21 protein-coding genes are annotated in these 25097 nt (G+C 68.4%); 7 read left to right on the top strand and 14 right to left on the bottom strand.

The genetic code is table 11. From position 1 onward, the window contains the following. Window positions 1-54 precede the first annotated feature (54 nt). Genes ACFVWG_RS36300 through ACFVWG_RS36285 form a run of 4 tightly spaced genes read right to left on the bottom strand, consistent with a single transcriptional unit; the run spans window position 55 to window position 3896 of the window. Window positions 55-606, bottom strand: coding sequence for a hypothetical protein (locus ACFVWG_RS36300; RefSeq protein ID WP_391548013.1), 552 nt, complete (start codon window positions 604-606; stop codon window positions 55-57). A gap of 13 nt (window positions 607-619) precedes the next feature. Next, window positions 620-1849 carry an ABC transporter permease gene (locus ACFVWG_RS36295; RefSeq protein ID WP_391548012.1) on the bottom strand — a complete coding sequence of 410 codons (1230 nt, stop codon included), beginning with the start codon at window positions 1847-1849 and terminating at the stop codon, window positions 620-622. After that, window positions 1849-2541 carry an ABC transporter ATP-binding protein gene (locus ACFVWG_RS36290; RefSeq protein WP_391548011.1) on the bottom strand — a complete coding sequence of 231 codons (693 nt, stop codon included), beginning with the start codon at window positions 2539-2541 and terminating at the stop codon, window positions 1849-1851. The genes ACFVWG_RS36295 and ACFVWG_RS36290 overlap by 1 nt, the downstream gene beginning before the upstream one ends. Beyond that, a complete protein-coding gene (locus tag ACFVWG_RS36285) occupies window positions 2538-3896 on the bottom strand; it encodes an efflux RND transporter periplasmic adaptor subunit (protein ID WP_391548010.1) in 1359 nt (452 codons plus the stop codon). The genes ACFVWG_RS36290 and ACFVWG_RS36285 overlap by 4 nt, the downstream gene beginning before the upstream one ends. 235 nt (window positions 3897-4131) lie before the next feature. Between ACFVWG_RS36285 and ACFVWG_RS36280 the strand changes: the two genes are divergently transcribed. The 4 genes from ACFVWG_RS36280 (at window position 4132) to ACFVWG_RS36265 (ending at window position 6924) form a co-directional block, all read left to right on the top strand. Then, window positions 4132-4503 (top strand): RNA polymerase-binding protein RbpA, encoded by a 372-nt coding sequence (locus ACFVWG_RS36280; RefSeq protein WP_130385606.1) that lies wholly within the window; start codon window positions 4132-4134, stop codon window positions 4501-4503. A 93-nt stretch (window positions 4504-4596) separates the two neighbouring features. Beyond that, window positions 4597-5166 carry a TetR/AcrR family transcriptional regulator gene (locus ACFVWG_RS36275; RefSeq protein WP_391548009.1) on the top strand — a complete coding sequence of 190 codons (570 nt, stop codon included), beginning with the start codon at window positions 4597-4599 and terminating at the stop codon, window positions 5164-5166. Then, a complete protein-coding gene (locus ACFVWG_RS36270) occupies window positions 5163-6326 on the top strand; it encodes a GDSL-type esterase/lipase family protein (RefSeq protein WP_391548008.1) in 1164 nt (387 codons plus the stop codon). The genes ACFVWG_RS36275 and ACFVWG_RS36270 overlap by 4 nt, the downstream gene beginning before the upstream one ends. Window positions 6327-6360: 34 nt before the next feature. Continuing rightward, entirely contained in the window at window positions 6361-6924 is a 564-nt protein-coding gene (locus ACFVWG_RS36265) for a Uma2 family endonuclease (RefSeq protein WP_391548007.1), read from the top strand. A gap of 144 nt (window positions 6925-7068) precedes the next feature. Here ACFVWG_RS36265 and ACFVWG_RS36260 read toward each other — a convergent pair whose 3' ends face one another. The 7 genes from ACFVWG_RS36260 to ACFVWG_RS36230 form a co-directional block, all read right to left on the bottom strand. Next, window positions 7069-7608 (bottom strand): FxsA family protein, encoded by a 540-nt coding sequence (locus tag ACFVWG_RS36260; RefSeq protein ID WP_391548006.1) that lies wholly within the window; start codon window positions 7606-7608, stop codon window positions 7069-7071. 263 nt (window positions 7609-7871) lie between these two features. After that, window positions 7872-9437 (bottom strand): apolipoprotein N-acyltransferase, encoded by a 1566-nt coding sequence (gene lnt / locus ACFVWG_RS36255; RefSeq protein ID WP_391548005.1) that lies wholly within the window; start codon window positions 9435-9437, stop codon window positions 7872-7874. Between the two features lie 494 nt (window positions 9438-9931). Beyond that, window positions 9932-10321: a hotdog domain-containing protein gene (locus tag ACFVWG_RS36250; protein WP_391548004.1), complete on the bottom strand. Its 390-nt coding sequence runs from the start codon at window positions 10319-10321 to the stop codon at window positions 9932-9934. A gap of 2 nt (window positions 10322-10323) precedes the next feature. Next, entirely contained in the window at window positions 10324-11076 is a 753-nt protein-coding gene (locus ACFVWG_RS36245) for an OAM dimerization domain-containing protein (protein ID WP_391548003.1), read from the bottom strand. Then, window positions 11073-12641, bottom strand: a complete 1569-nt coding sequence (locus tag ACFVWG_RS36240) for a lysine 5,6-aminomutase subunit alpha (RefSeq protein ID WP_391548002.1) — start codon at window positions 12639-12641, stop codon at window positions 11073-11075. Before ACFVWG_RS36240 ends, ACFVWG_RS36245 begins: the two co-directional genes overlap by 4 nt. Then, window positions 12638-14245, bottom strand: coding sequence for an amidohydrolase (locus tag ACFVWG_RS36235; protein WP_391548001.1), 1608 nt, complete (start codon window positions 14243-14245; stop codon window positions 12638-12640). Before ACFVWG_RS36235 ends, ACFVWG_RS36240 begins: the two co-directional genes overlap by 4 nt. 3 nt (window positions 14246-14248) lie before the next feature. Continuing rightward, complete coding sequence (locus ACFVWG_RS36230; RefSeq protein ID WP_391548000.1) at window positions 14249-15262, bottom strand: L-erythro-3,5-diaminohexanoate dehydrogenase; 1014 nt, start codon at window positions 15260-15262, stop codon at window positions 14249-14251. 174 nt (window positions 15263-15436) lie between these two features. On the opposite strand from ACFVWG_RS36230, the gene ACFVWG_RS36225 reads away from it, so the two are divergent. The 3 genes from ACFVWG_RS36225 (at window position 15437) to ACFVWG_RS36215 (ending at window position 20358) form a co-directional block, all read left to right on the top strand. After that, complete coding sequence (locus tag ACFVWG_RS36225; protein ID WP_391547999.1) at window positions 15437-16903, top strand: KamA family radical SAM protein; 1467 nt, start codon at window positions 15437-15439, stop codon at window positions 16901-16903. 136 nt (window positions 16904-17039) lie between these two features. Beyond that, the gene (locus ACFVWG_RS36220) at window positions 17040-18641 is read left to right on the top strand and encodes a hypothetical protein (protein WP_391547998.1); all 1602 of its coding nucleotides are present in this window, start codon (window positions 17040-17042) and stop codon (window positions 18639-18641) included. A 148-nt stretch (window positions 18642-18789) separates the two neighbouring features. Continuing rightward, entirely contained in the window at window positions 18790-20358 is a 1569-nt protein-coding gene (locus ACFVWG_RS36215) for a hypothetical protein (protein ID WP_391547997.1), read from the top strand. Between the two features lie 1567 nt (window positions 20359-21925). Here ACFVWG_RS36215 and ACFVWG_RS36210 read toward each other — a convergent pair. From ACFVWG_RS36210 to ACFVWG_RS36200, 3 genes are read right to left on the bottom strand one after another with little or no spacing between them, the layout of a single operon-like run. Further along, the gene (locus ACFVWG_RS36210; RefSeq protein WP_391547996.1) at window positions 21926-22981 is read right to left on the bottom strand and encodes a Gfo/Idh/MocA family protein; all 1056 of its coding nucleotides are present in this window, start codon (window positions 22979-22981) and stop codon (window positions 21926-21928) included. Between the two features lies 1 nt (window position 22982). Continuing rightward, window positions 22983-23825, bottom strand: a complete 843-nt coding sequence (locus tag ACFVWG_RS36205) for a sugar phosphate isomerase/epimerase family protein (RefSeq protein WP_391547995.1) — start codon at window positions 23823-23825, stop codon at window positions 22983-22985. Continuing rightward, the gene (locus tag ACFVWG_RS36200) at window positions 23822-24982 is read right to left on the bottom strand and encodes an ROK family protein (protein WP_391547994.1); all 1161 of its coding nucleotides are present in this window, start codon (window positions 24980-24982) and stop codon (window positions 23822-23824) included. The genes ACFVWG_RS36205 and ACFVWG_RS36200 overlap by 4 nt, the downstream gene beginning before the upstream one ends. Window positions 24983-25097: the final 115 nt, after the last annotated feature.

Genomic DNA, 25097 nt, shown 5'->3' with positions numbered 1-25097 from the left:
CGTGACATGGGTGAGCGCCCGGCCGGGAGGGTGGCCGGGCGCTCAGAAGGTGGGTCAGCGCGTGGAAGGAGTCGTGCTCGGGTTGCGGGCGCCGCCAGCCGGGAAGGTGCCGCCCTGACGGACCGAACTGGCCGTCACGGACCCGTCGGCGCTCTGCCCGGTGACCACGACCTGCTCTCCTGCCTTGAGGTCGGTCGCCTTGCCCTTGGCGGTGATCTCGATGTCCGTCTCGCCGGTGAGCTTCACAGTGACATCGCCCGTCTGCGTCTTCACCACCAGCTGAGAATCCGTCGCGGACACGACCGTCCCAACGGTCGCCGCTGCCCCGGCACCGCCGGGCGCCTGACCGTTCTGGCCACCCCGGAAGCCGCCGTACCCGCCGGCACCTGCAGGCCCGCGCCCCGTGGCCGCGGCCGGCGCCGGCGTGTCCGACGCGAAGGCGGCGTGCAGCCCAGCGCCACCGGCCAGGCCGATCGCGAGGACAACCACACCAGCCAGTACGGCGGTCGCCGTCGGCAGGCTGAGCGTCTTCTTCGGCTTCAACGCCGCATCGACCTCTTCGTCGGACCCGATCTGGGCGAACTCATCGGGCGTCTGGTTGCTCATCGGATAGTGCCTCTCACTCGTGACGTAGTGCGTCGATGGGACGAAGACCGGCGGCTCGGTGCGCCGGCATGCTGCCGAAGAACAGGCCGACCGCGGCGGACACCCCGAGGGCGAGCGCGATCGACGACGGGACCAGGACCGGCGCGACCCCGGCCAGCTGGAACTGGGTGACGATCAGCGCCGCGCCGACTCCGACGGCACCGCCGATCAGGCTGAGCAGGGTCGCCTCGATCAGGAACTGGCCGAGGATCGTGCGTCGTCGCGCCCCGAGCGCCTTCCGGATCCCGATCTCCCGGGTCCGCTCGGTGACCGTGACGAGCATGATGTTGGTGACCCCGATCCCGCCGACCACCAGACTGATCGCCGCCACCGTGGCCAGCAGCGCGGTGAACGTCGCCGCGGTGTCCTGGCTGGTCTGCAGGATCTGCGCCGAGTTCGTGATCCGGAACGGCGAGGTCGTGGTGGCCGGAACCTGGTGCCGCGCGGTCAGCAACTGCGTGACCTCGGCCTGAGCCAGGTCGACCCGATCCTTGTCGGAAGCCTGTACGACGATCTGGCTCAGCGCGCCGTATCCGGCCTGGGTGGCGCGCAGCGTGCTGATCGGGACGATCGCGGTCGCGTTCGGGTCGTTGAACCCGGTGCTGTCCTTGCTGGCGAGCACCCCGCGAACCACGAAGTCGACCGCGCCGAGCTTGATCGTCTGCCCGATAGCGGCCTGGGCCCGACCGAAGAGTTCGCTCGCGGTGGTCTGACCGAGCACGATCACGCGCTCGGCCCCGTCCACGTCCTCCTGGGTGAACGAGTTCCCGGTTCCGACCGGGGTGTTGGTCGCCGGGAGGTACGCCGGAGTCGTCCCGATCACCTGGCTGATGGTGTAGCTCGTGTCGCCGTTGGTCGCCGTACCGGAGCTGGTCATGACCGGGGCGACCGAGGCCACGTCCGGGGCGAGGCGCCGGTCGGACAGCGCGCTCACGTCGTCGAGGGTCAGTGCGTACTGCTGGGACGACGGTCCGGCCTGGCCGCGGGCGAAGCCGCCGCCTCCACCGGTGGTGGAGACCGTGAGCAGGTTCGTGCCCATCGCCTCCAGCCGGGTCTGGACCGCCTTCCCAGAGCCGTTGCCCACCGCAACCAGCACGATCACCGCGCCGACTCCGATCGAGACGCCGAGGACGGTCAGCAGGGAGCGCAGCTTGTTGGCGCTGAGGCCGCGCAGGGCAGCCCCGAAGAGATCGCGAGGTGTCATCAGCGAGTCACCTCGTCGCGGACGATCCGGCCGTCGGAGACCTGGATCAGCCGCCGGGCCCGTGCGGCCACCTCGTTCTCGTGGGTGATCACCACGACGGTCCGGCCCTCGGCGTTCAGCTCGTCGAACATCCCGAGCACCTCGTCGGTCGAGTGCGCGTCGAGGTTTCCGGTCGGCTCGTCGGCGAGCAGGATCCGCGGGCCGGTCGCCAACGCGCGAGCGATCGCGACCCGCTGCTGCTGACCGCCGGAGAGCTGGTTCGGGCGATGACCGGCGCGGTCCGAGAGGCCGACCAGGTCCAGGGCGCGGTTGGCTCGGGCTCGTCGCTCGGTACGGCGAAGGTGCGCGTAGGTGAGCGGGAGTTCGACGTTGGCCAGTGCGCTGGTGCGTGGGATCAGGTTGAAGGACTGGAAGATGAAGCCGATCTTCCGGCCGCGGACGAGCGCCTGCTGGTCCTCGGTGAGCCGCGCGACGTCACTCCCGTCCAGGAAGTACTCACCGCGAGTCGGTACGTCGAGGCAGCCGAGGATGTTCATCAGGGTCGACTTGCCCGAACCCGACGAGCCCATCACGGCGACGTACTCGCCGGCCTCGACCCGCAGCGACACTCCCTGCAGAGCATGTACGGCGGTCTCGCCCGCGCCGTACGTCTTGGTGACACCGCGGATGTCGATCAGAGCGTCTGCGCTCACCGGGTACCACCGGCGCTGCGCTGCTGGACGCCGCCGGCGGGGAACTGGCCGCCGCCTCCGGCCGGGAACTGCCCACCACCGGCGGGGAGCTGCCCGGTCCGGCCCTGACCGGTCTGGCCGGTGCCGCCGATCGCGCCCTGAAGCAGCTCGATCTGGTCGCCCTCGTTCAGGCCTGTCTTGATCTCGGTGAAGCTTCCGCCCTTGACCCCGATGGTGACCTCGCGGCTGGTGCCATCGGCCATCGTTACGGTGTTCGTCGTACCGCTGGTGACGACGGCCGTACTCGGCACGTAGAGGACGTTGGCCGCCTTGGCGGTCTGGACGGTGACGTTCGCGGTCTGGCCCATCCGGGCGTTGGCCGGGAGTTTGGCCAGCGAGAAGGTGGCCGAGTACGAGACCACGCCGTTGGTGGTGGTCGGGCTCGGCGAGACCGACGCGAGGGTCGCGGTCAGCGTCGTACCGGGCGCGGCGTTCAGGGTGACGGTCGCGGCCTGGCCGGCCTTGATCTTGATCGCGTCGGCCTCGGGGAAGGCGGCCGAGACCTGGAGTGCCTTCAGGTCGGAGATGTCCGCGAAGCCGGTGCCCGCGGCGGACGTCGTACTGGTGGCGGCTGAACCTTGACCTGAGGTCGAGCCTGAGCTGCTCGTCGACCCGGAGCCTGAACTGCCGCTCGATCCCCCGGCGACCGAGCCGACCGAACCGTTGATGGCTGTGATGGTGCCGGCGATCGGCGCCTTCAGTGTGGTGGCGGCGACTGCCGCCTTGGCCGCCTCGAGATCCTGGTCGGCCTGCTCCTTGTCCGCCTTCGAGCGGGCCAGCGACGCCTCGGCGTTGCTGACGGCAACCTCTGGGTTCTGCGTCTGGGTCTGACCCTGTGCCTGAGCTTGACCTGTCGGCGTAGGTGAGGCGGACGCCTCGTCGGCCGCCTCGTCGGCCGCCTCCTTGGCTTCCTCGGCGTCGTCCAGCGACTCCTCGGCGGCCGTCACCGAGTTCGCCGCGGCGATCTGGTTCTGCTCGGCGATCCGTTCCTGCCGCTCGGCCGCGGCCGGGTCGACCTTGGCGATCGCGGCGCCCTTGGCGACCACCTGACCGACCTTGACCAGGATCTGGGTGACCGTGCCGGAGGTCTCGAACTGGGGCGAGGCGGTCTGCGAGCTGGCCAGCGTGCCGCTCGAACTGACGCTCGCCACCACGTCGCCCCGGCTCACCGCCACGCTCGGACGGGTCGCTGCCGCGGACGGTTCGTCGCTGCGGAAGAAGAGGAAGTACGCCGTGACGGCGATCGCGGCGACGATGGCCACCAGGGCCACATTGAGCAGACTGAGGCCACGGAGTTTGTGGCGGGGTAGCACCATGGACACAGAAGCTAGGGACAGTTGCTGAGGAAGTGGTCCTTGATTCCTGGCAACTGACTGTGAACTTGAAGCGTCTGTACTTCGGTGGCCCGCGACACACCGTGATCTGTGAACACCTCATGACAGGCGGTCACGACCGTGCTGTCAGGTGCGAACATATCGCTCGGGCATGCCAAAATGGGAATGATCCGGGCCGGCCGACCGTTGGCACGGATGACGATCTCGGAGGTTTGACATGTCTAATCGCGTACTGCGTGGTTCGGGGCTGGGTGGGGTCAGCTTCGAGGATGACCGTGGTGTCGAGTTCGCGCCGCGCCAGATGATCACGTACGACTGCCCCCGCGGTCACGTGGTCGAGGTGACGATGGCGCACGACGCCGAGGTGCCCGCAATCTGGGAGTGCCCGCACTGCGGCAGCGAGGCCGCTCGCTCGACCGGTGAGAAGCCGGAGCCGAAGCAGGAGAAGCCGGCCCGCACGCACTGGGACATGCTGCGCGAGCGCCGGAGCATCTCGGAGCTGGAGGAGCTGCTCGCCGAGCGCGTGGATCTGCTCCGCAAGGGTGAGATCGGCCCGGCGCACCTGCACCGGACCAAGCGCACCGCCTGACGCACTGCTGAGAAGCCCGGATCGCAATGGCGCGATCCGGGCTTCTTCATGAGCTCATTTGCCTAAAGGCTTTAGGTTTGCACATAATGAGTTATGGCTAGAGCAGGCTTGACCCCGGACCGGCTGGCCCGGGCCGGCGCGGAGCTCGCCGACGAGATCGGCTTCGACCAGGTCAGCCCGTCCGCGCTCGCCCGGCACTTCGGCGTACAGGTCGCGAGCTTGTACTCGCACATCCGGGGCGCGCACGATCTCAAGACCCGGATCGCTCAGGTCGCGCTCGACGAGATGGCCGACCGTGCGGTGGCTGCGCTGGCTGGCCGGGCTGGGCGGGATGCGCTCGTAGCTCTGGCCACCGTCTACCGCGACTACGCGCGGGAGCACCCGGGGCGGTATGCCGCCGTGCAGTACCGGGTCGACCCGGGCAGCGAGGCGGTGGATGCCGGCCGGCGGCACACGGAGTTGTCGCGGGCCGTCTTGCGTGGCTACGACCTGGACGAGCCTGCCCAGACCGATGCTGTCCGGCTGATCGGCAGCACCGTCAACGGCTACATCAGCCTGGAGAGCGCGGGCGCGTTCGCGCACAGCTCCCCCACCAGCGACGAGAGCTGGCCACGCATCTTGGACGCTCTCGACAAACTACTGCGGAACTGGACTACATCATGATCACCACCCCCATCACCTCCGAGATCCTGCGCGGCGCGCTGGAACTCGAGCAGACCGACCGCGGCGTCCTGCCGCACCGCGTGCCCGCCTGGGCGCGTCGCCAGTACGACGGCCAGCTGCAGATGGTCGAGACCCAGTCGTCCGGCGTGCGACTCGTCTTCCGGACCGAGGCGACCGTCGCCGAGCTGGAGACGGTGCCGACCAAGCGCAACTACGCCGGCGGCCCTCCGCGTCCGGACGGCGTGTACGACGTACTGGTCGACGGCACGCTGGTCGCCCAAGGCACCGCGATCGGCGGAGACCTCCTCCTGCTGGACCTGGCGACTGGCGGGGCTGAGCTGACCCGGGGTGAGCCGGTCACGCAGCGCTTCGACCTGGCCGCCGGTTCCAAGCTCGTGGAGATCTGGCTGCCGCACGACGAGACGACCGAGCTCGTTGCCTTGCGCACCGATGCTCCGGTCGAGCCGGTTCCGGTGAGTGCTCCGGTGTGGCTGCATCACGGCAGCTCGATCAGCCACGGCTCCAACGCGACCCACCCGACGGCGATCTGGCCGGCGCTCGTCGCCGCTGAGGCCGGTGTCGAGCTGCTCAACCTCGGCTTCGGCGGGAGTGCTCGCCTGCAGCCGTTCTTCGCGCGGATGATCCGTGACACGCCGGCCGACCTGATCAGCGTGAAGCTGGGCATCAACATCGTCAACGCCGACGAGATGCGCCTGGGCGCGTTCACCCCGGCGGTCCACGGCCTCCTGGACACGATCCGCGAGGGTCACCCGACAACGCCGCTCCTGGTGGTCTCCGCCATCCTCGCCCCCATCCACGAGGACACCCCCGGCCCCACCGGCCCCGACTTCACCGCGCTGGCCGAAGGCAGACTGTCCTTCGCGGCGCGCGGGAACCCCGAAGAGGTTGCCGATGGCAAGCTCTCGCTGAACGCCATCCGGACCGAGCTGGCCCGGATCGTCGCTCAGCGTGCCGCCGACGACCCCAACCTGCACTACCTGGACGGTCGCGAGCTGTACGGCGTGGAGGACAACCTGGCGCACCCCCTGGCCGACAACCTGCACCCCGACGAGGCCACCCACCAGCTGATCGCCGACCGCTTCAGCACGCTCGTCTTCAGCGGGAAGGGCCCCTTCGCGGGCCGGTCCCAGGTACATTGAGTTCAGTAGTGCTGGACTTCCAGGGAGGTACGCCGTGAGTGCTGAGATCGCCCCGGCGTGGATGCACACGCAGATTACCGCCGAGCAGTACGACGCGTGGACCCCTGAGCAGTGTGCCGGGATCGAGATCGTGGACGGGATGGTCTCCGTGGCTCCGAGCGCTACCAAGCGTCACAACCGGCTCGCCCGCCTGCTGGCGAACGCGCTCGACCACGCCGCCGGGCCGGACTGGAACGCCGACACCGACTTCGACGTACGGCTGCAAGATGTCCCGCTCACGAACCGGCGGCCGGACGTGGTGGTCTACCGGGCCGACACGATCGACATCTCCCCCACCCGCCCCGAGCACGTGCTGCTCGTGGTCGAGGTCGTGTCGCCGGGCTCGGAGACCACCGACCGGGTCGTGAAGGTCGACCAGTACGCGAGGGCCGGCATCGCCTTCTACTGGCGGGTCGAGCTGGCCGCGACCGGCGTCCCCCTCGTGTACACCCACGTCCTTGACCCAGCCAGCGGCCTCTACCGCGACGCCGACGTCTTCGCCGGCGAGGTCAAAGCCGTCGTACCGTTCCCCGTCACAGTAGAGCTCACCATCATCTGACCGGCCGCACCGCCGCCCTAGAGCTCGCTGCACGACCGCCCGCGCCACCAGTGGTGGCAGGAGACATCTGCTGACGGCCGGAGACCTCATGCCACGGGTATCCGGCCACGCTTCCCTGTCTCAGGGCATCAGTGGTGGCCGGGGTTATTTCGGGGGTTCAGGGTCGATGACTTCGCCCTGTACGACGTTGTCGGCGGAAGGCCGTGGGCCGCTGGTACCGGCGTTCGGGCCGAAGCCGCCGAACCCGGGGATGCCTTGACCTCCGGAGGCCGGACCACCGAGGGTCCCACCTAGGCCGCCGAGGCCATTCGCGCCCAGGCGGCTCACGCGCCGGCCTAGGAATGCAGTGAGGGCTCGGCGTGCGAGTGGGCGGGTGAAGGGGAGCACGAAGAAGAAGCCGAAGATGTCGGTGACGAAGCCCGGGGTGAGCAGCAGCGTGCCGCCGATCAGGACGAGGGCGCCGTCGGCCAGCTCACGGCCGGGCATCTTGCCGGTCTCGAAGGACGACTGCAGGGCGGCCCAGGCGCGGCGGCCTTCCCGCTTGATGAGCCACGCGCCGAGCGCGCTCTCCACGATCAGCAGGGCGACCGTGGGCCAGCCGCCGATCACCTGGCCGACCTGGATGATCACGTAGATCTCCACGATCGGCACCAAGAGCAGCGCAAGCGCCACCAACCAGCCCATGTCCAACCCCTTCCTACTTCCCCCCAGGATACGGAGCGACCCAAGCCCTAGGTCCGGACCTTCCGCCTGACGTCGGAACCGCATTTGGTGGGCCGGCCAGCCTGGTGGGGGGGGGGGGGGGGGAGGGGGGGGGGGGGGGGGGGGGTGGGGGGGGGGGGGGGGAGGTGGGTGTGGGTCCCCCCCCCCCACCACGCGATGGGTCAGCCCATCAAATGGGGTGGGGTGGCCGTGCGCTATCTCGGGCGTGTCGGATAGCTGGGCTGTTAGACGGGGACCTTTTGGCGGGCGGGTTTGGGGGCGGGAGGTGCTTGTGGGGGCTTGGGGTTGGAGCGGGTGGCCAGGGCCAGGACGATGCCGAGGAGGCCGAGGGCGGTGAGGATCCATTGGGGCCAGGCGCCCAGGCGGATGGCGAGGGTCTTGCCTTCGCGGACCGGGACCTTGGCGACGTAGACGTCGGAGACGAACTGGCCGGACTTGTGCTCGACCTTGCCGTTGGGCTGGATGACGCCGGAGATGCCGCTGGTGGAGGCGATCAGGACGGTGCGGCCGGTCTCGATCGCGCGCATCCGGGTGATGGCGAACTGCTGTTCGGGCTGGCCGGTGCCGCCGTACGTCGCGTTGTTGGTCTGCACGATGAGGACCTGGGCGCCGCCGTTCATCACGTCGGCGATCACGTTGTCGTAGGCCAGCTCGAAGCAGATGACGTCACCGTAGGTGACGCCGCGGATCGGCATGATGCCGGGGACCTTGCCGGGCGCGGTCTGCCGGCCGATCATCTCCAGCCGCTTGATGTAGGGCAGCAACTGGTCGCGGAAGGGGATGTACTCACCGAACGGCACCGGGTGCCGCTTCGCGTAGACCTGACCGGGGCCGGTCTGCGGGTCCCAGACGACGCCGGTGGTCTGGCGCTCGTTCGGGCCGGGGCCTTCGAGGACCGCGCCGACCAGGATCGGTACGCCGACGGCCTTCACTGCCTCTTCGATGTCCGCGCGGGTCTCGTCGTCCTTGAACGGGTCGATGTCGGTCGAGTTCTCCGGCCAGATGACCACGTCCGGCTTGGCCTCGGTACCGGCTTCGACCCGCTTCTGCAGGTCCAGCGTCGCGGCCAGGTGATTCTTGGTGACGGTCCGGGCGCGGCCGAGGAACTCCAGCCCCTTACCCGGTACGTTGCCCTGGATCATCGCCGCGGTCACGGTCTTGCCGTTCCCGTCGGTGGACAGGTTGATCAGCGCGCTCCCGCCGAAAATCGCCACGCCCGCGATCACGGCCAGCACCCGCACCCGGAACTTCGATGCCTGCCGGAACACGACGTACACGAGCACACCCAGTACGGCGATCACGAAGCTCAGGCCCGGGATTCCGACGTACGCCGCAAGCTTGCCCAAAGGGGAATCGGAGAACGCCCAGGCGAGCCGCCCCCACGGGAAACCGCCGAACGGGACCGAGGCGGTCGCGAACTCGGTCGCCACCCACAGCGACGGGATCCATAGCGGCCACAGCTTGTGCCGGAACACCCGGACCGCGAAGGCACCGAAGACCGCGTAGAAGAGGCCCTCGAGGATCGCCAGCGCGATCGCGGCGTCGCCGCCGATCACACTCAGCCAGGGCACGAGCGTCGCGTAGTAGGCGATGCCGAACCCGGCGCCGATCAGGAAGCCGGCCTTCGAGGAGAGCTGCGGGCCGTTCAGCGCCGCGAAGAACAGCGGTACGGCGATCACCGTCAGCCATGGATGGGTGTGGGGTTCGAACGCGAAACCGAGCGCAATGCCCGCCACGACCGCCACCACGAGACGCGGCAGAAGCCGCCCCAGAGCCTTCAACCGGTTCAACGCCGTCTCCCTCAGTCCTCACCCACCGGCACCACCGGCCGGTCAAACTCTATCCGGCGGGCGTGAACGTGGCATGGACACCCAGGAGGTGGCGGGCACCAGGAGGTTCAGAAGAGAGGGCCGTGTCAACGGAAAGGGGCTCGGCGCCCTTCGGACCAACCGCCGGATCGCTGGATGCGAACCGGACGGCTGTTGTCTACTGGGCGCCGAGCCTCTTCCACCTCTGCCCCGCGGGGGGCTAACCACCGGCGATCTCAGCCCCCGTCGACTCAAGCCTGGCACTGGCCTGGTCAGCGTCGCGGGATCATCCGGTGGCCGAACTCCGTGTGACCAACAGTCCAACGGGGTCTGACGACTCCCAAAACGATGCTCGCTGCCGACGATGGTGTCAACCTCTCCATCGGCCTCTTTGGGCCGTTGTAACACTTTCGTCTGCCCTACAAGAAGTTACACGTGTGTCACTCCATGTGACTGTTACCTAGGGCAACTATTCGTCACCCAACCGGTACTACGACGGTGCCCTTCGCGCGTGTGATCACAAGGGGTTCGGCGAGCACGTCGGCGGCCGATTCGGACCGGTCCGGCCGGCCGCGGCAGACGACGTATGCGCTGAATTCCAGGTCGCGGCTGCGGTTGCCGACGCGGGTGATAGTTGCCTTCACCTCCACAACGTCACCGGCCCGCAACGGCTGCAGGAACTGCACGTCGGAGTACGACGCGAACAGGCCCTCATCGCCGTCGGACTGGATGCACACCTCGGTCGCCACATCACCGAACAACGCCAGCACGTAAGCCCCGTCGACCAGATTGCCCGCATAGTGCGCGTGGCTGTAAGGGATGTAGCGGCGATGGGTGGCCGAGAGACCGATAGTTGCCTTTGACACCTTTATGCACTCTGCCTAACCGGTTGACGTTTCGTGACCAGGGCATCGACCAGATAGCTGGCCACCTCACCCGGAGTGGTACCGCGACCGAACACCCGATCCACCCCGAGGTCACCGGCCATCTGCTCGGTGAAACGGGGGCCGCCAGCAACTAACACTGGACGCGCGTTCTCGGCGTACGCCTCACGGAAGGCCGCGGACATCTCCTTGGTGTTCAGCACATGCGCCTCGCGCTGGGTGACGACCTGCGAGACCAGGATCGCGTCCGCCTTCTCCGCTTTAGCTCGTCGTACCAGCTCCGGTACGGCGACCTGGGCGCCGAGGTTCACGACCTTCAGCTCGCGGTAGTACTCCAGGCCCTTCTCCCCCGCGAAGCCCTTGATGTTCATGATCGCGTCGATGCCGACGGTGTGCGCGTCGGTCCCGATGCACGCGCCGACGATGGTGAGCCGGCGGCGCAGGTGTTTGCGGACCGCCAGGTTCACCTCCTTGGGCGAGAGCAGCGGGTAGTCGCGCTCGATGACCTCGACCTTGTCGGTGTCGACCAGGTGGTTCACCGGCCCGTAGACGACGAAGAAGGTGAAGTCGGGTCCCATCGGCTTCGCGTGGACGACGAGCGCCGGGTCCATGCCCATCTTGTTGGCGAGCTGGACAGCAGCGCCTTCGGCGCGCTTGTCGTGCGAGATCGGCAGCGTGAACGACATCTGCACCATGCCGTCGCCGGTGGTGTCTCCGTACGGCCGGATGATGCTCACTGGTCCGCCTCCAACAATTCGATCGCTGGGTTGTAGTACTCGCTGGAACGGCGGGCGACGCCTTCGAGGCCTCGGCCGGCGTCCTGGGGGCGCTTCATCAGACCGAAGGTGCCGTCGCCGATCGCGTTCAGCAGACCGTCGTCGACGATCTTGTCCAGCAGCTCCACCGACTCCCCCAGCACCTGCCGTGCGCGCTGGGCGATGAACCCGTTCGGCGCCGGGTGGAAGTCTTCGTGAAGGTTGCCTGCGGCACCCAAGACGTAGCGGACGTTCTGCAGGGCCAGGTCGCGGTCGGAGATCCACGGGGTCACCACCGCCTCGGTCATCATCCCGACCAGCAGGATGCCCTGGCCGGTCATCGCGCCGACGAGGTTGAAGAAGCCGTCCAGCAGGTAGCCGCGGAACACGTCACCGGTCATGTGCCGGGTCGGCGGCATCCATTTCAGTGGTGCGTCCGGGAACAACTGCCGCGCGAGCATCGCGTGCGCGAGCTCCATCCGGAAGGAGTCCGGGATCTCCGGCGTGATCTCGAAGGCGTGCCCGAGGCCGAGCTGCCAGTCCTCGAGCCCGGCCTCCTTGGCGAAGTACTCGTTCAGCAACTGCGAGACCGTCACCGTGTGCGCGGCGTCGACCGCGTCGGCCGTGGTGAGGTAGTTGTCCTCGCCGGTGTTGATGATGATCCCGGCCCGGGCGTGGATCTGCCGGCTGAACCGCTGGTCCACGAAGGTGCGGATCGGGTTGATGTCGCGGAAGAGGATTCCGTACATGGAGTCGTTCAGCATCATGTCGAGCCGCTGCAGACCCGCCAGGGTCGCGATCTCCGGCATGCACAGCCCGGAGGCGTAGTTCGTCAGCCGGATGTAGCGGCCGAGTTCGCGCGACGACTCGTCAAGCGCGGCGCGCATCAGCCGGAAGTTCTCCTGGGTGGCATACGTCCCGGCGAACCCTTCCCGGGTCGCACCCTCGGGGACGTAGTCGAGCAGCGACTGCCCGGTCGAGCGGATCACCGCGATGATGTCCGCGCCGGCCCGGGCCGCTGCCTGCGCCTGCGGGATGTCCTCGTAGATGTCGCCGGTGGCAACGATCAGGTAGATCCACGGCCGCTGCTCGGGATCACCGTGCTTCTTGATCAGCCGGTCGCGTTCACGGCGCCGCCCGTCGATCAGCTTCAACCCGCCGGCCGCCGCCTTGCGGGCCGCCGTACGGGCCTTTGCTGCGTCGCGTCCCTCCGGCAGGCGGAAGGTGACGGAGCCCGAGGCGGCCTTCTGGGCGAGGACGTTCAGGTCTTCGGCCTCTCCGCGCAGCAGCGCGTCCCACACCGGCAGCGCGAACCCGTGCTCCAGGCCGACGTCCGCGCGGACGGTGTCGGCCAGCCTGTTCACCCACGGAATGCCTTCGGAGTCGGCACCGGCCAGCCCGGCCAGCCGCAGTACGGCGCGTTCGACCGACACCGTTGTGTGCTGCTTGGCCAGGTTGACGATCGGCCGCCCGGCCTTGCGCGCCAGGGTGCGCGCCTTCCGGACGGTGACCGGGTCGAGGTCGAGCTTCTTCTCGGCACGCGTCATTGCGTCGCCCATCCTTCGGAGTCGTACACGATGCGACCGCCGACCGCGGTGCGCAGACAAGTAGGTACCGGCGAGCCCTCGGACAGGTCCGGAAGGACCGGTACGCCGGCGCGCGGGTCGGTCGACCAGGCGGCGACGCGCTGATCCGGGGTCTGGACGACGAGGTCGGCCTCGCTCTGCCAGATCGCGTACGTTGCCGGCATGTTCGGCGCGAGCACGCCCGCATCGTCGATGCCGGCCGCCCGCCAACTGCCACGGGTGTGCGCCTGGAACGCAGCGCGAACCGTGATCCGCTCGTCCGGGTTGTGGTGGAACGCCGCCGCCCGCACGGCCTCCCACGGACCGAGCTCGGTCACCGGCGAGTCCGAACCGAACGCCAGTACGACGCCCGCCCGGGCCAGCGACGCGAACGGGTTCATCGCCCGCCACCGGTCGCCCAGTCGCTCGGCGTACATGTCGTCCGGGCCGCCCCATAGACCGTCGAACATCGGTTGCACGCTCGCGGCCACGCCGTACCGGGCGAAGGTGGCGATCGCCTCCGGGCTCGGCATCTCCACGTGCTCGAGGCGATGCCGGACAGCGACGAGCGCCTGCGCGCCGACCTGCTCGGCGGCGAGTTCGAAGCCGCGCGCGATGTTGTCGAGGGCCTGGTCGCCGATGCAGTGGAAACCCGCCTGGACCTCGCGCTCGGTGCAGGCGATCACGTGCTCGGCGATCTGCTCGGCCGTCAGGTAGGCGTGCCCGCGGTGGTCGGTGCGGTCGGCGTACGCCTCGCGCAGTGCGGCCGTGCGGGAGCCGAGCGCACCGTCGGCGTTCAGATCGCCGGCCAGCCCGAGGACGCCGTACTGGTCAAGCACCTCGAAGGCGCCCGGCTCACCCCAGTACAGGGTGGAGTGCAGACCGAGTTCCTCCGCAGCCTGGCGCACGAGCGGCAGCTCCCACCGCGGCCCGATGTGCGGTGCCGCCATCTCGTGGAACGCGCCGATGCCCTTCGCAGCCATCGCCTGGACCGCGGTGCGAGCATCCTTCAGTACGTCGTCCTCAGTGGCGACGCTTTCCGACAATGCATCCCGTACGGCGTGATGCGCGTCTCGTTCGACACGGCCGCTCTCGTCGTACCCCTCACGCGTGGTCAGCCCCGGTACGGCGGCGACCAGCGCGGACGACACGACACCTGAGTGACCGTCGACCCGCGACAGGTACACCTGTCGGCCACCCGCGGCCCGGTCCAGCTCTGCAGCCGTCGGCGGACGTCCTTCGGGCCAGCGGGTCTCGTCCCAGTTCGACCCCTCGATGACCGCATCGGCAGGCAGCGAAGCCGCGTGCGCCGCGAGGCGATCGAGAGCTTCGGTCAGGTTGCGGGCTCCGGTGAGGTCGAGGCCGTTCAGCAGGAAGCCGATGCCGACCGTGTGGACGTGGGCGTCGACGAAGGCCGGCGTGACGAGCTTGCCGTCGAGGTCGATCACCTCGTCCGCACCGTCGGCGTACGAGGCAGCGCCGGTGTCGTCGCCGAGCCACGTCACCACCCCGTCATCGAAGGCGATCGCAGTCGCATGCGGGTCGGCGGGTGAGTAGACGGAACCGTTCGTCAGAAGTGTGCGCACGGGCTAATCCTCCGCCAGCCTGCTCTCGAACAGACCGCGGACACCCGGCTCGGTCCGCAACAGCTGCAACGCGTACTCCGCGTGACCGGGGACGTACCCGTTCCCGACGAGCATCGTCACGTCGGCCGCGAGCCCCTCCGCGCCGAGTGCGGCGGCCGAGAACGACGTCGCCATCGAGAAGAAGATCACCGTGCCACCAGCGGCCGTCGACAGTACGGCGCCATGCTCGCAACCGGGGACATCGACGCAGACGACGGTGATGTCGGCCGGTCCCCCGGCTTGCTCGACGGCGGCGTTCAAGGCGACCGGATCCCGCGCGTCAGCGAGCGCGACGACGTCGGCCAGACCGGCCGCGTTCAATGTGTCGGCCTCGTGCTGGACCGGGACGATGCCGATGGTCCGGGCCGCGCCGGCGTCGCGCGCGGCGGCCAGTGACAGCGAGCCGGATTTACCTGCGCCGCCAATTACTGACACGACAGGCTTAATGCCTTTGTCGACATACGAGCGGACGACACGAGCGGTCAGCGCGGGTGCACCGCACACGTCCATCACGGCCAGCGACAGCTCGGGCCGCAGGTCGTCCGGCAGCTTCGCGACGATCGAGCGAGCGAACAGAATCGCGTGCCCCTCAGCCGGAACCTGCTCCCCCTGGCCGTCCCAGCTCTGGAGGTCGTCGGTGATCTGCAGCGGGGTGAGCGTCAGCGACACCAGGGTCGCGACCCGATCACCCGGCGCGAGGCCGAGGGGTGAGTCCGGGCCGACCTCGTCGACGACGCCGACCAGCATGCCGCCGGAACCGGTGACCGGGTTCTGCATCTTGCCGCGAGTGTGGATGATCTCCAGCACCGCGCGGCGGATCGCCGTACCGTCGCCGTCGTGCGCGCCGGCCAGCTGCCGGTACGACGCGGCGTCCAGGTTCAGCCGCTCGACGGCGATCCGGATCTCGTCCGGCCAGATCTCGGCGCGGGCGTCCAGCCGCTCCGCTGCCTGCGGCAACACGCCCGACGGCGTGATCACGCGGTGTAGTCCTACCGGGCTCGACGGCACCTGTCCTCCTCTGAACGGTCGGGCAAAATACTACTCATAGACGCGTGTGACGAGAATTCTTCCGGCATACTCTTGCTTTCAGAGCAGTTTCTATCGCTATCCTCACATCTGACCACAATGCCTCGATGCTCTTCGGAGGACTTCGTGACCGACCTGATCAGCCCCGCTGACCTGATCGACCCCGGCAGTGCTGCGGAACAGCCGTATGCCTACCGCCGGGCCGAGCTCGTGGAGCCCGACTGGACCAGGCTGCCCGGCTGGAAGGACGTCACGGCCGAGGAATGGCGCTCGGCGCAGTGGCAGCGTTCGCACTGCGTGAAGAACGTCAAGCAGTTGCGTGACGTGATGGGCGACCTGGTCGAGGAGCGGTTCTACGAGGACCTCACCCGGGACCAGGCCGAGCGCGCGACGATGTCGATGCTGCTGCCGCCGCAGATGCTGAACACGATCGTCCCGAACGGTGCCGCCGACTACACCGAGGCTTTCTACGCCGACCCGGTACGGCGCTACATGCTGCCGGTCTTCACCGACCGGCGTGACGACTGGCCGTCGCACCCGCACGCGACGCGCGACTCGCTGCACGAGCACGAGATGTGGGCCACGGAGGGGTTGACCCACCGCTATCCGACCAAGGTGCTGGCCGAGCTGCTGCCGACCTGTCCGCAGTACTGCGGGCACTGCACCCGGATGGACCTGGTCGGAAACTCGACCCCGGTCATCGACAAGCTGAAGTTCGTCACCAAGCCGGGCCAGCGGGTCGAGGACATGCTCGACTACCTGCGCCGTACGCCGGGTGTCCGCGACGTCGTGGTCTCCGGCGGCGACGTGGCCAACATGCCCTGGCCGCGGCTCGAGTCGTTCCTGACCAGCCTGCTGGAGATCGAGAACATCCGCGACATCCGGCTGGCCACCAAGGCGCTGATGGGCATGCCGCAGCACTGGCTGTCCGACGACGTCCGCGCCGGCGTCGAGCGGGTCGCGACCGTCGGCCGCCAGCGCGGCGTGATGATCGCGATGCACACCCACGTCAACGCCGCCCAGTCCGTCACTCCGCTGGTAGCCGAGGCAACCAAGGCGATGTTCGAGGCCGGCCTGCGCGACGTCCGCAACCAGGGCGTGCTGATGCGCGGCGTCAACGACTCGATCCCGCAGTTGCTCGACCTCTGCTTCGCGCTGCTCGACGGAGCGACCATCACGCCGTACTACTTCTACATGTGCGACATGATCCCGTTCTCCGAGCACTGGCGGGTCTCGGTCAAGGAAGCCCAGCACCTGCAGCACGGCATCCTCGGCTACCTCCCCGGCTTCGCCACCCCGCGCATCGTCTGCGACGTCCCGTACGTCGGCAAGCGCTGGGTGCACCAGCTCTCCGAGTACGACGAGGTCCGCGGCGTCTCGTACTGGAAGAAGAACTACCGCACCGGTATCGAGCAGCAGGACCCGGACGCGTTGAACCGCACCTACGAGTACTACGACCCGATCGACACCCTGCCCGCCGAGGGTCAGGCCTGGTGGACCCAGCACGCCCCCACCTCGCTGGCCGACGCCGAAGCTCGCGCCGCCGCCTCCCGCAATGCCGCCGAGGCCCAGAAGCTCCTCCCGCTCGTCTAACCGCCCCGATCAGCCTTCGGTGCCATCAATGCAGGGGATGGCACCGGAGGCGTCTTTGCAGCTTCGTGCAATTCGCCCCTTCACGGTGGCTTGAGGTACTAGGATCACGCCCTCGTTGTTCTTCATGGGGGTTGTGGTGCGGGTTCTTCGTGGTGTCCTCGGCGTTCTGCTCGCCGTACTAGGTCTGCTCGTCACGGTCGTGGGCGCGGCGGCGGCTTTCTGGTTGATCGGTCCTGACGACACGGTCTACTCCGGTGAGCAGCATCTGGCGGTTCAGGGGCGTTCTCTTGTCACGACCCCGAACTTGGTCGACCAGCACGGACCGACGCTGCACGTCCGGGCACGGTCACTCGACGGCAAGCCGGTGTTCATCGGGGTCGGACGCAACTTCGATGTGGCGAGCTACGTCGAGCCTGATGCCTACACCTCGCTGGTGCAGATCAAGTACCCGATCGCGTTCAGCACCGAGGAACACGTCGGCGCCACCACTCCCCTGGCCGCACCGGCCACGCTCGACTGGTGGATGGCCAAGGCCTCGGGTCCCGGCCAGCAGTCGCTCGCCTGGCCGATCCAGGACGGCCCGTACCAGGTCGTCGTGATGCCTGCAGCCGGCAATGCACCGGTAGACGTCCAGCTCGAGTTCGGCATCGAGATTCCATATGCGTTCCTGGCCGCGCTCGCCGTACTGCTGATCGGCCTGGTGCTCATCGCCCTTGCCTGGTTGACGTTCCGCCGCCGGCCGCGTCGTACAGCAACTGATGCGGTCGCGCAGGAATCGGCGCCGGACAAGACACCCGCAAACCTCCGTACGGCGCTGTCCGTAGCGGCCGTCCTCACGCTCACCGCCGGCTGCGGCGGACTCCCGGTGGACAACACCGTCACCACCCTCAGCCGTCCCGCGGTCACTGCTGACACTGCTCATGCGGTTCTCGCCCGGTACGACGAGGTCGTGGTCAAGGCAGCTCGCACGCGCGATCTCAAAGCCGCCTCCGCCGTCGAGGCCGATGACCAGTTGGAGCGCACCCAGGCGTCGTACCAGCTCGCCGGTCTGCGGAAGGCCGCGGTCAAGCCGCCAGCTCCCTTCGCCCAAGCGACGGTTGCGGCGCCCGAGTACAGCAGCTACCCGATGCGCTTCGCGGCACTCACCAGCGGGCGTCAACTGGGCCTGTGGGTCCGCCCGAGTGCCGGAGTCCCCTGGCGGCGCAGTTTCGCCGCGACCGCGGACCCGGCCGCGAAGATGCCGTCGATCACCGGCGCCCGGGAGATCTCGTCGGACCGGACGGCGCCGTTGGCGGACCGGTTCGCGGAGTTTCTGGGGAAGAGTGGCAACTCCCCGGTGGTCACCGGTAACCCGGTGGACGGCAAGGCCTTCACGCTCAACCCTGGGGTCGACGCTCTGCTGAAGATGCAGCAGGCCCGCCGGTCCCAGGCCAAGATCCACGGCGCCACCATCCGGTCGACCACCGACCGGTTCGCCGCCACGCGCCCGGTCACGTTGCTGGCGCCGTCCGGCGAGTCGCTGGCCTTCTTCACCCTGACCGAGAAGCTGATCGTCGCCACCGACGGCGAGCACGTCGTCGCCTGGGCCGACGGAGATGAGTCCGTCCTCAGCACCCGCGAGTACGACGACGGCCTGAACGCGGTGTACTCGCACTCGGTGGTGATGGTCGTCCCGGCCCAGGGCAATCCGCGAGTGGTTGCCTTCAGCACCCAGGTCCTCAAGGCCGACGGCTACTGAGGTCTTCCATTGCAACTTCGTGCAATCTGCCGGTTTTCGGGCCGGACCGACCGTGATCGACCGCTACGATCTGGAGCCGGTTGGTTGCTGATTCGGGGAGTTGTTCGTGCGGGCTGTTCGGGTGTCTGTTGGTGTTCTGCTGGGCCTGGTGGGTCTTCTGCTGACGATCGCGGGTGGTGCGGCGGCCTTCTTCGTGATCGGGCCGGACGACACCGTCCAGTCCGGTGATCAGCACCTGGTGAGCAAGGGACTGGCCATCGCCAGTACGCCGGAATTGCTCGAGCTGCATGGCCCGATCCTGCATGTCGATGCCCGGTCGGCGAACGGGAAGCCGGTGTTCGTGGGGGTCGGGCGCGACTTCGATGTCGCGAGCTATCTGAAGGAGACGGCGCACACGTCGCTGGTGCAGCTGACGTATCCGATCGCGCTCAGTACCCAGGAGTCGAAGGGTGCGGTGACTCCCTTGCCCGCACCGGACAGCCTGGACTGGTGGGTGGCGAAGGGCACGGGTTCGCTCAGCTGGCCGATCGCCGACGGGCCGTACGACGTCGTGATCATGTCGGCGGACGGTAAGACCGCGCCGGATGTCCAGGTGCGGCTGGGGATCGAGCTTCCGCACGCGTTCGCGATCGCGCTCGCCATCTTCATCGGCGGACTGGTGATCCTTGCCCTCGGCATCGTTCTGATCGTGGTTCGACGTCGACCCGCCCGCCCGGCTCCCGTCGTACAGGAGGCTGCGGCACCGGCCCCGTTCGGTACGACGTACCGGGTGATCGCGGGAACCGCCGTACTGGGTCTGCTGACCGGGTGCTCGGTCGTGCCCGAGCGCGACACCGTCACCACACTGACTCGGCCGGCGATCACTCCCGAGGCGGGGCAGGCGGTGATCAAGCGGTACAACGAGGTCAGTACGGCGGCTGGGCGCGCGCGGAACGAGGTGCAGATCGGTCAGGTCGAGGCTGGAGACCTGGTCATGCAGACGCGAGCGGCCTACGCCATCGGGCGCAGCCTCAAGCGCCCCCTCCCCAAGCCGGCTCCGATCACCAAGCCCACCTTCGCCGTACCGGAGTACGGCACCTACCCGATGCGGTTCGTCAGCACCGCCGGGTCGACCGTCGGGGTGTGGCAGCGGGACGCTGCGGGAAGTCCGTGGATGCAAACGCTCAGCGCCACGCTGCTGAAGTCAGCGAAGCTCCCGGACCTCACCGGCCTGCGGCCGGCGACCAATGCCGACAGCAAGAATTTCGCGATGGCCCCGCAAACCGCACCCGCTGCTTTGAGCCAGTACCTCACCGCAGAGGGCAAGTCGCCGCAGGGCGCGTCGTTCGCCGTCATCCCGCAGTTCGCCACGTCCTTCAAGGAACTCGCGGTCGCGCGGCAGTACTGGCACAAGAACGACCCGAAGGCCGTGCAGAAGATCACCAGCACGTACAGCGCCGCTTCCCCGTCCTCGGTGTTCATCACCAAGGCCGGTGAAGCAGTGGTGCTGGCGACACTGAGCCAGGAATACCTGCTGGTAGTAGGGCAGGACCCGGACACCTACTTCTACTGGGGCAGCGGCGAGGCCACTGCCTTCAGCCTGCCGGCGACCCACTACAAGAGTGCGCTGAAGTCCACGGCACTCCACGACGTCGTGCTCATCGTTCCCCCGAAGGGCAAGGGGAAGATCCGCATCGCGGCCTACGAGTCGCAGCTCGTTTCCGCGGGTGGCTACTAGGCCAGATCACGACTTCCGCTCCAAGCCCGTTCCTCCTTGCTGGAACCTCCCCAAACCGGTTTGGGGAGGTTCCAGGACGTATTCGGGGGGTGGATCCTCCCCGGATGAGGTGCAGCCCGCCAACGGCGACCACCTCCGACCCTCGCCGCACCGGCCCCTCCGCGCAGAGCAATGTGAACGGATAACCCCTGAAAGTGAGGGGAGCTCCGCTCAAGTTGCCGGTTCTCCCCTCACTGAGTGACCCCGCCATCGGACCTTGAGCACGGTTCAGCCATTTCGGCGGGTGTCGCGTGGAGGGGTGCACAAGGTGATCCCCCCATCGGACCTTGAGCACGGTTCAGCCATTTCGGCGGGTGTCGCGTGGTTGAGGGGTGCACAAGGTGATCCCGCCACCCGACCTTGAGCACGGTTCAGCCATTTCGGCGGGTGTCGCGTGAGGGGTGCACAAGGTGATCCCGCCACCCGACCTTGAGCACGGCTCAACCACTCCGACCGGCCTCGCGTGGTTGAGGGGTGCACAAGGTGATCCCGCCACCCGACCTTGAGCACGGCTCAACCACTCCGACCGGCCTCGCGTGGTTGAGGGGTGCACAAGGTGACCCCGCCCCCCGACCTTGAGCACGCCCCAACCACTCCGACCGGCCTCGCTGTTGAGGGGTGCTCAAGGTGGCTTACGGGGGTGGGGGCGGCGGTCCGGCGATCGTGGGTTCGCGGGGTGGGAGTGCGTGCGGTTGTCGGGTGCGGTTGTCGGTGAGTTTTTCGTCGCCTGGACCCGAAAAACTCACCGCTAGCGCAAGCTCCGGGCATCACGTACCTCAGCCACAGCCCGGACGCCCCAGGCAACGTGCACCGCGGTCGCCGGCCGCACCATCCCCCTCAACCATCTACTTGGCGCGCGCGAAGCTTTCAGTCGACCGCCGGAGGCGGCCGAGGTCGCGCGGCGGGCCAGGTCAGCGACTCGGCCGGCCACGTCGCGCTGTGGCTGAGGTTGGTTGCGGCCGATCAAAGACGGGATGGCTGGGCAATGCGGTGGCTGAGGGGGATGGTTCGGTCGGCGACCGCGGTCACCGTTGCCTGGGGCTGACGGGTTGTGGTTGCGGTCCGGAAAGACGGTGGGCGGGTTCGCAGTTGGTCGGGGGTGACGGGCTTTGGGTGCGGCGACAGTAGGGCGCTTCGGTGATCGGGCTGTACAGACCGACTGTTGGTAGGCGGACGGAGTGGGCGTGCTGCAGCGTTACGGAGGCGCCGAAAAGAGCGGCTGGTAGGCGTAGCAACAGTCGGTGTGTACGCAACCGGCGGATCCATCTCAGGCGCCGGAGCGGCCGCAGCCCCGGCGTCACCCACGCATCGGGTAGGAGAGCCTGAAAGTGCCCCTTCTCCCCCGTCATACGACCGGAGAAGGGCAAGCTGAACGGATAACCGCGAAATGCGTGTGCTGGTGCAGGCCGCGGAGCAGCCGGGGGCCGGCGACAGCCTGCGGAGGCGGAGATAGGTGGCCGGGGACAGCTTGTGGTGGCCGGAACCCTCTGGCCACAGGTCCCGGGCCACCACATCGTGGCTCCTGCCGCTAGTGGGTGATCTTGACCTCTGATCCTGATGAGGCGGACTCGTAGATGGCGGTGAGCATGCGGGCCATCTCGAGGCCGTGTTCGGCGGGGGCGTCGGCGGGGATCTCGCCGCGGCAGATGCGCAGGAAGTTCTCGATCTGGTTAGCGAAGCCGACGGTGAAGTCGAAGCCGAGCGAGTCGATCTGCGGCTCGATGTGGAGCAGCGTGTCATGGCGCTCGGTGACCATGTGCAGGGCCGGCTCGATCTCGACGCCGCCCTTGTCGCCGAACAGTTCGACGCGGGTCTCGTTGCGGGTGTGCAGCGAGTACGAGACGTCGACGTTCAGTACGGCGCCGTTGCCGAAGCGGATCTGCGCCGTGGCGTAGTCCTCGACGTTGTTGACGAGGGTGGGTGAGGCGGCGCGGTAGCGGGACAGGTTCTGGATGTTGTCCCGGGCACCGATCGGGTCGAAGGTCGCGCCGGAGACGGAGGCTGCGGCCGGCTGGCCCATCAGGTACCAGCAGAGGTCGACGACGTGGACGCCGAGATCGATGAGCGGTCCACCGCCGGCGACGTCCTTGTCGCCGAACCAGCCGCCGGGGTTGCCGGCGTTGCGCAGGATCGTCGTCCGGGCCGCGTAGATGTCGCCGAACTCGCCCTCGTCCAGGAACCGCTTCGCGACCAGCGCGTTCGGCGCATACCGCCGGACATAACCAATCTGCAGCGACTTGCCGGTCTCCTTGGTGGCCTTGACCAGCGCCTCGGCCTCGGCGACCGACACGCTCATCGGCTTCTCGAGCAGCACGTTCTTGCCGGCCCGCAGCGCGTCCTCGGCGATCTCGGCGTGCACGTTGTTCGGCACACAGATGCTGACGGCATCGATCTCGGAGTCGGACAGGATCTCGTTGCGATCACCGGTCACCCGCGCCACGCCGAACTGCTCGCCGCGCTGCTTGACCCGCTCGATGTCGATGTCGCAGAGCGCCACCACCTCGGCGCCGGGGTTCGCCTGGTAGGCCTTGATGTGTTCCTGCGCGATCGTGCCCACGCCGATCACGGCAATGCGGATGGTCATGTCAGGCTCCTTCGGCCAGAGCGAGAACGTTCTTCAGGCCCAACTCGACCGCGCCGGGAGCAGCCTCGAGGCCCTCGAACTCCAGCGTGACGGGCAGGTCCGGCTTGGTCTGTACGAGCGCGAGCAGCGCGCGCAGGTCGAGGTCGCCGTGACCCGGGATGGTGCCGAGCAGGTACTCCCCCGCCAGCGTCTTCAGCCAGCCGTCGCCCGGGACAGAACGCCGTACATGGAAGTCCTTGACGTGCGCGGCGGCCGCGACGTCGAGCAGCCCGGCGACGGTGCGGCCGGGGACCTCGCCGACGCAGAGGCCGTTGCCGAGGTCGAGGGTGACGCGGAAGTTCGGGCGGTCGACGGCGTGCACGAGGCGGGCGACGCGCTCGCTGCCGTTCATCGACATGCCGTGGTTCTCGACGGTCGTGGTGATGCCGAGCCCGGCGGCGTGATCGGCGAGTACCTGAGCGCCCTCGACCAGGTGCGGGAAGACGCGCTCGAACTCGCCCTGGTTCTCCTCGCGCCAGCCCCACGGCAGGACGTCGTGGCGGAACAGGCGGGCGCCGAGCCGGTGGCCGACGTCGAGGTGCCGCTTGACCCGGTCGATCTCCTCGGTGCTGCCTTCGCGCAGGTCGGCGCCGATCAGGTAGTTCAGGATCGGTACGCCGCGGTCGGACGCGGCCTTGACCACGGTCTCGACCAGCTTGTCGTCGGTCAGCAGGTCGTCACCGAGCGCGGCGATCTCCAGGTGCTCGGCGGGTGAGTCGGCCACCCAGTCCACGACCCCGACCAGGTCCATCTCGCCGCGGGCCATGAGCTTGCTGAAGCTGTACGAACTGACTCCCAGTTTCACTGGTAGTTCCTCTCATCGTCATGCGTGAGCTTGTTCCACGGACTCGGGTAGTTCTGAACGCCGTAGATCGCGGAGCCGAACCGGTCGAACGCATGACCGGCGGCTCCCAGCACCGCTGCCTCACGGCCCAAGGCGGCGGCGACGAACGGGGGTCGCTCCGGAACGACGAGTTCCTTCGCGACGGCTGCTTCCAGTGGGCGGAGCAGTGTCGTGGTCTCGGCGGCGCCACCGCAGCGGACCACGACGACATCGGGATCGACGACCAGGACGACGGTCGCGATCCGGCCCGCGATCTGGCCGCAGAAATCCTTGATCTCGGCTTTGGCCTCCGCGTCACCAGCGGCGGCGGCTTGCAGGACGGCCTCGCCGGTCGGCCGCGACGTCCAGACGAGCTGGCCGCGCTGCGCGTTGCGGGTCCAGCGCATGCCGCGCTGGGAACCGAGCTCGCCGGCGATCCGGTGACTGCCCTGCCGGATCTCCTCGTCGAGGACGATCGACAGCGACAGCCGGTTGCCGACCTGCAGATAGAGAACGTCGGAGTGCCCGCGCCCTGCGCCGCCGCGCTGCTCGGCCAGGGCTGCGAGCTTGATGTCGTTGTCCACGGTGACCAGGCAGCCGAGCTGATCTGCGACGGTCTCCGCGATTGGCTGGCCGACGACCTCGGGTAGGACCAGGCTCGCCCGGAGCCGGCCGCTCTCCTCGACCACGCCCGGCAGCGCGACGCCGACGGCTTTGAGGCTGGCCAGGTCTGCACCGGCCTCCTTGGCGACCGCTTCGACTGCAGCGACCGTCGTCTCGTCGACGGAACGGCCCTCGCGACCGAGTTCGGCGTACCCGAGTCTGTGTCCGGCCAGATCGCAGAGCACGACCCGCGCGCCGCGGGGCCCGATGTCGACCCCGGCGACCATCCCGGCCTCGCGCACGAACCGGAACGACCGCGCAGGTCGCCCGGGCCCGGCCGACGCCGCGTTGCTCGGCTCCACCAGGCCGGCGGCGACCAGATCGTCCAGTACGGCGTGCACCGTGGGTCGCGACAGTCCGGTCTCGGCGCTGATCACGCCGACCGTCTGGGCAACTCCCGCATCGGCCAGGAAGCGCAGACACGCGACCTGGTTCGCCGACCGCTCCGCATGAGCAGTCCCTGGTGCAGTCTCCATCGACCCCAACCAATTATCCAACCGGCTTTAATAAACAAGCTAGTCGACGATCACTGGTCCTGACAAGCATCCGGAGAAGGTCACCCAGAGCGACCCTCCAGGCGTGAAACAGTGG

The organism is Kribbella sp. NPDC058245 (assembly GCF_042882005.1).
In the GTDB taxonomy this organism is placed as follows: Bacteria; Actinomycetota; Actinomycetes; order Propionibacteriales; family Kribbellaceae; genus Kribbella.
This window is presented reverse-complemented; position numbering and strand designations above follow the sequence as displayed.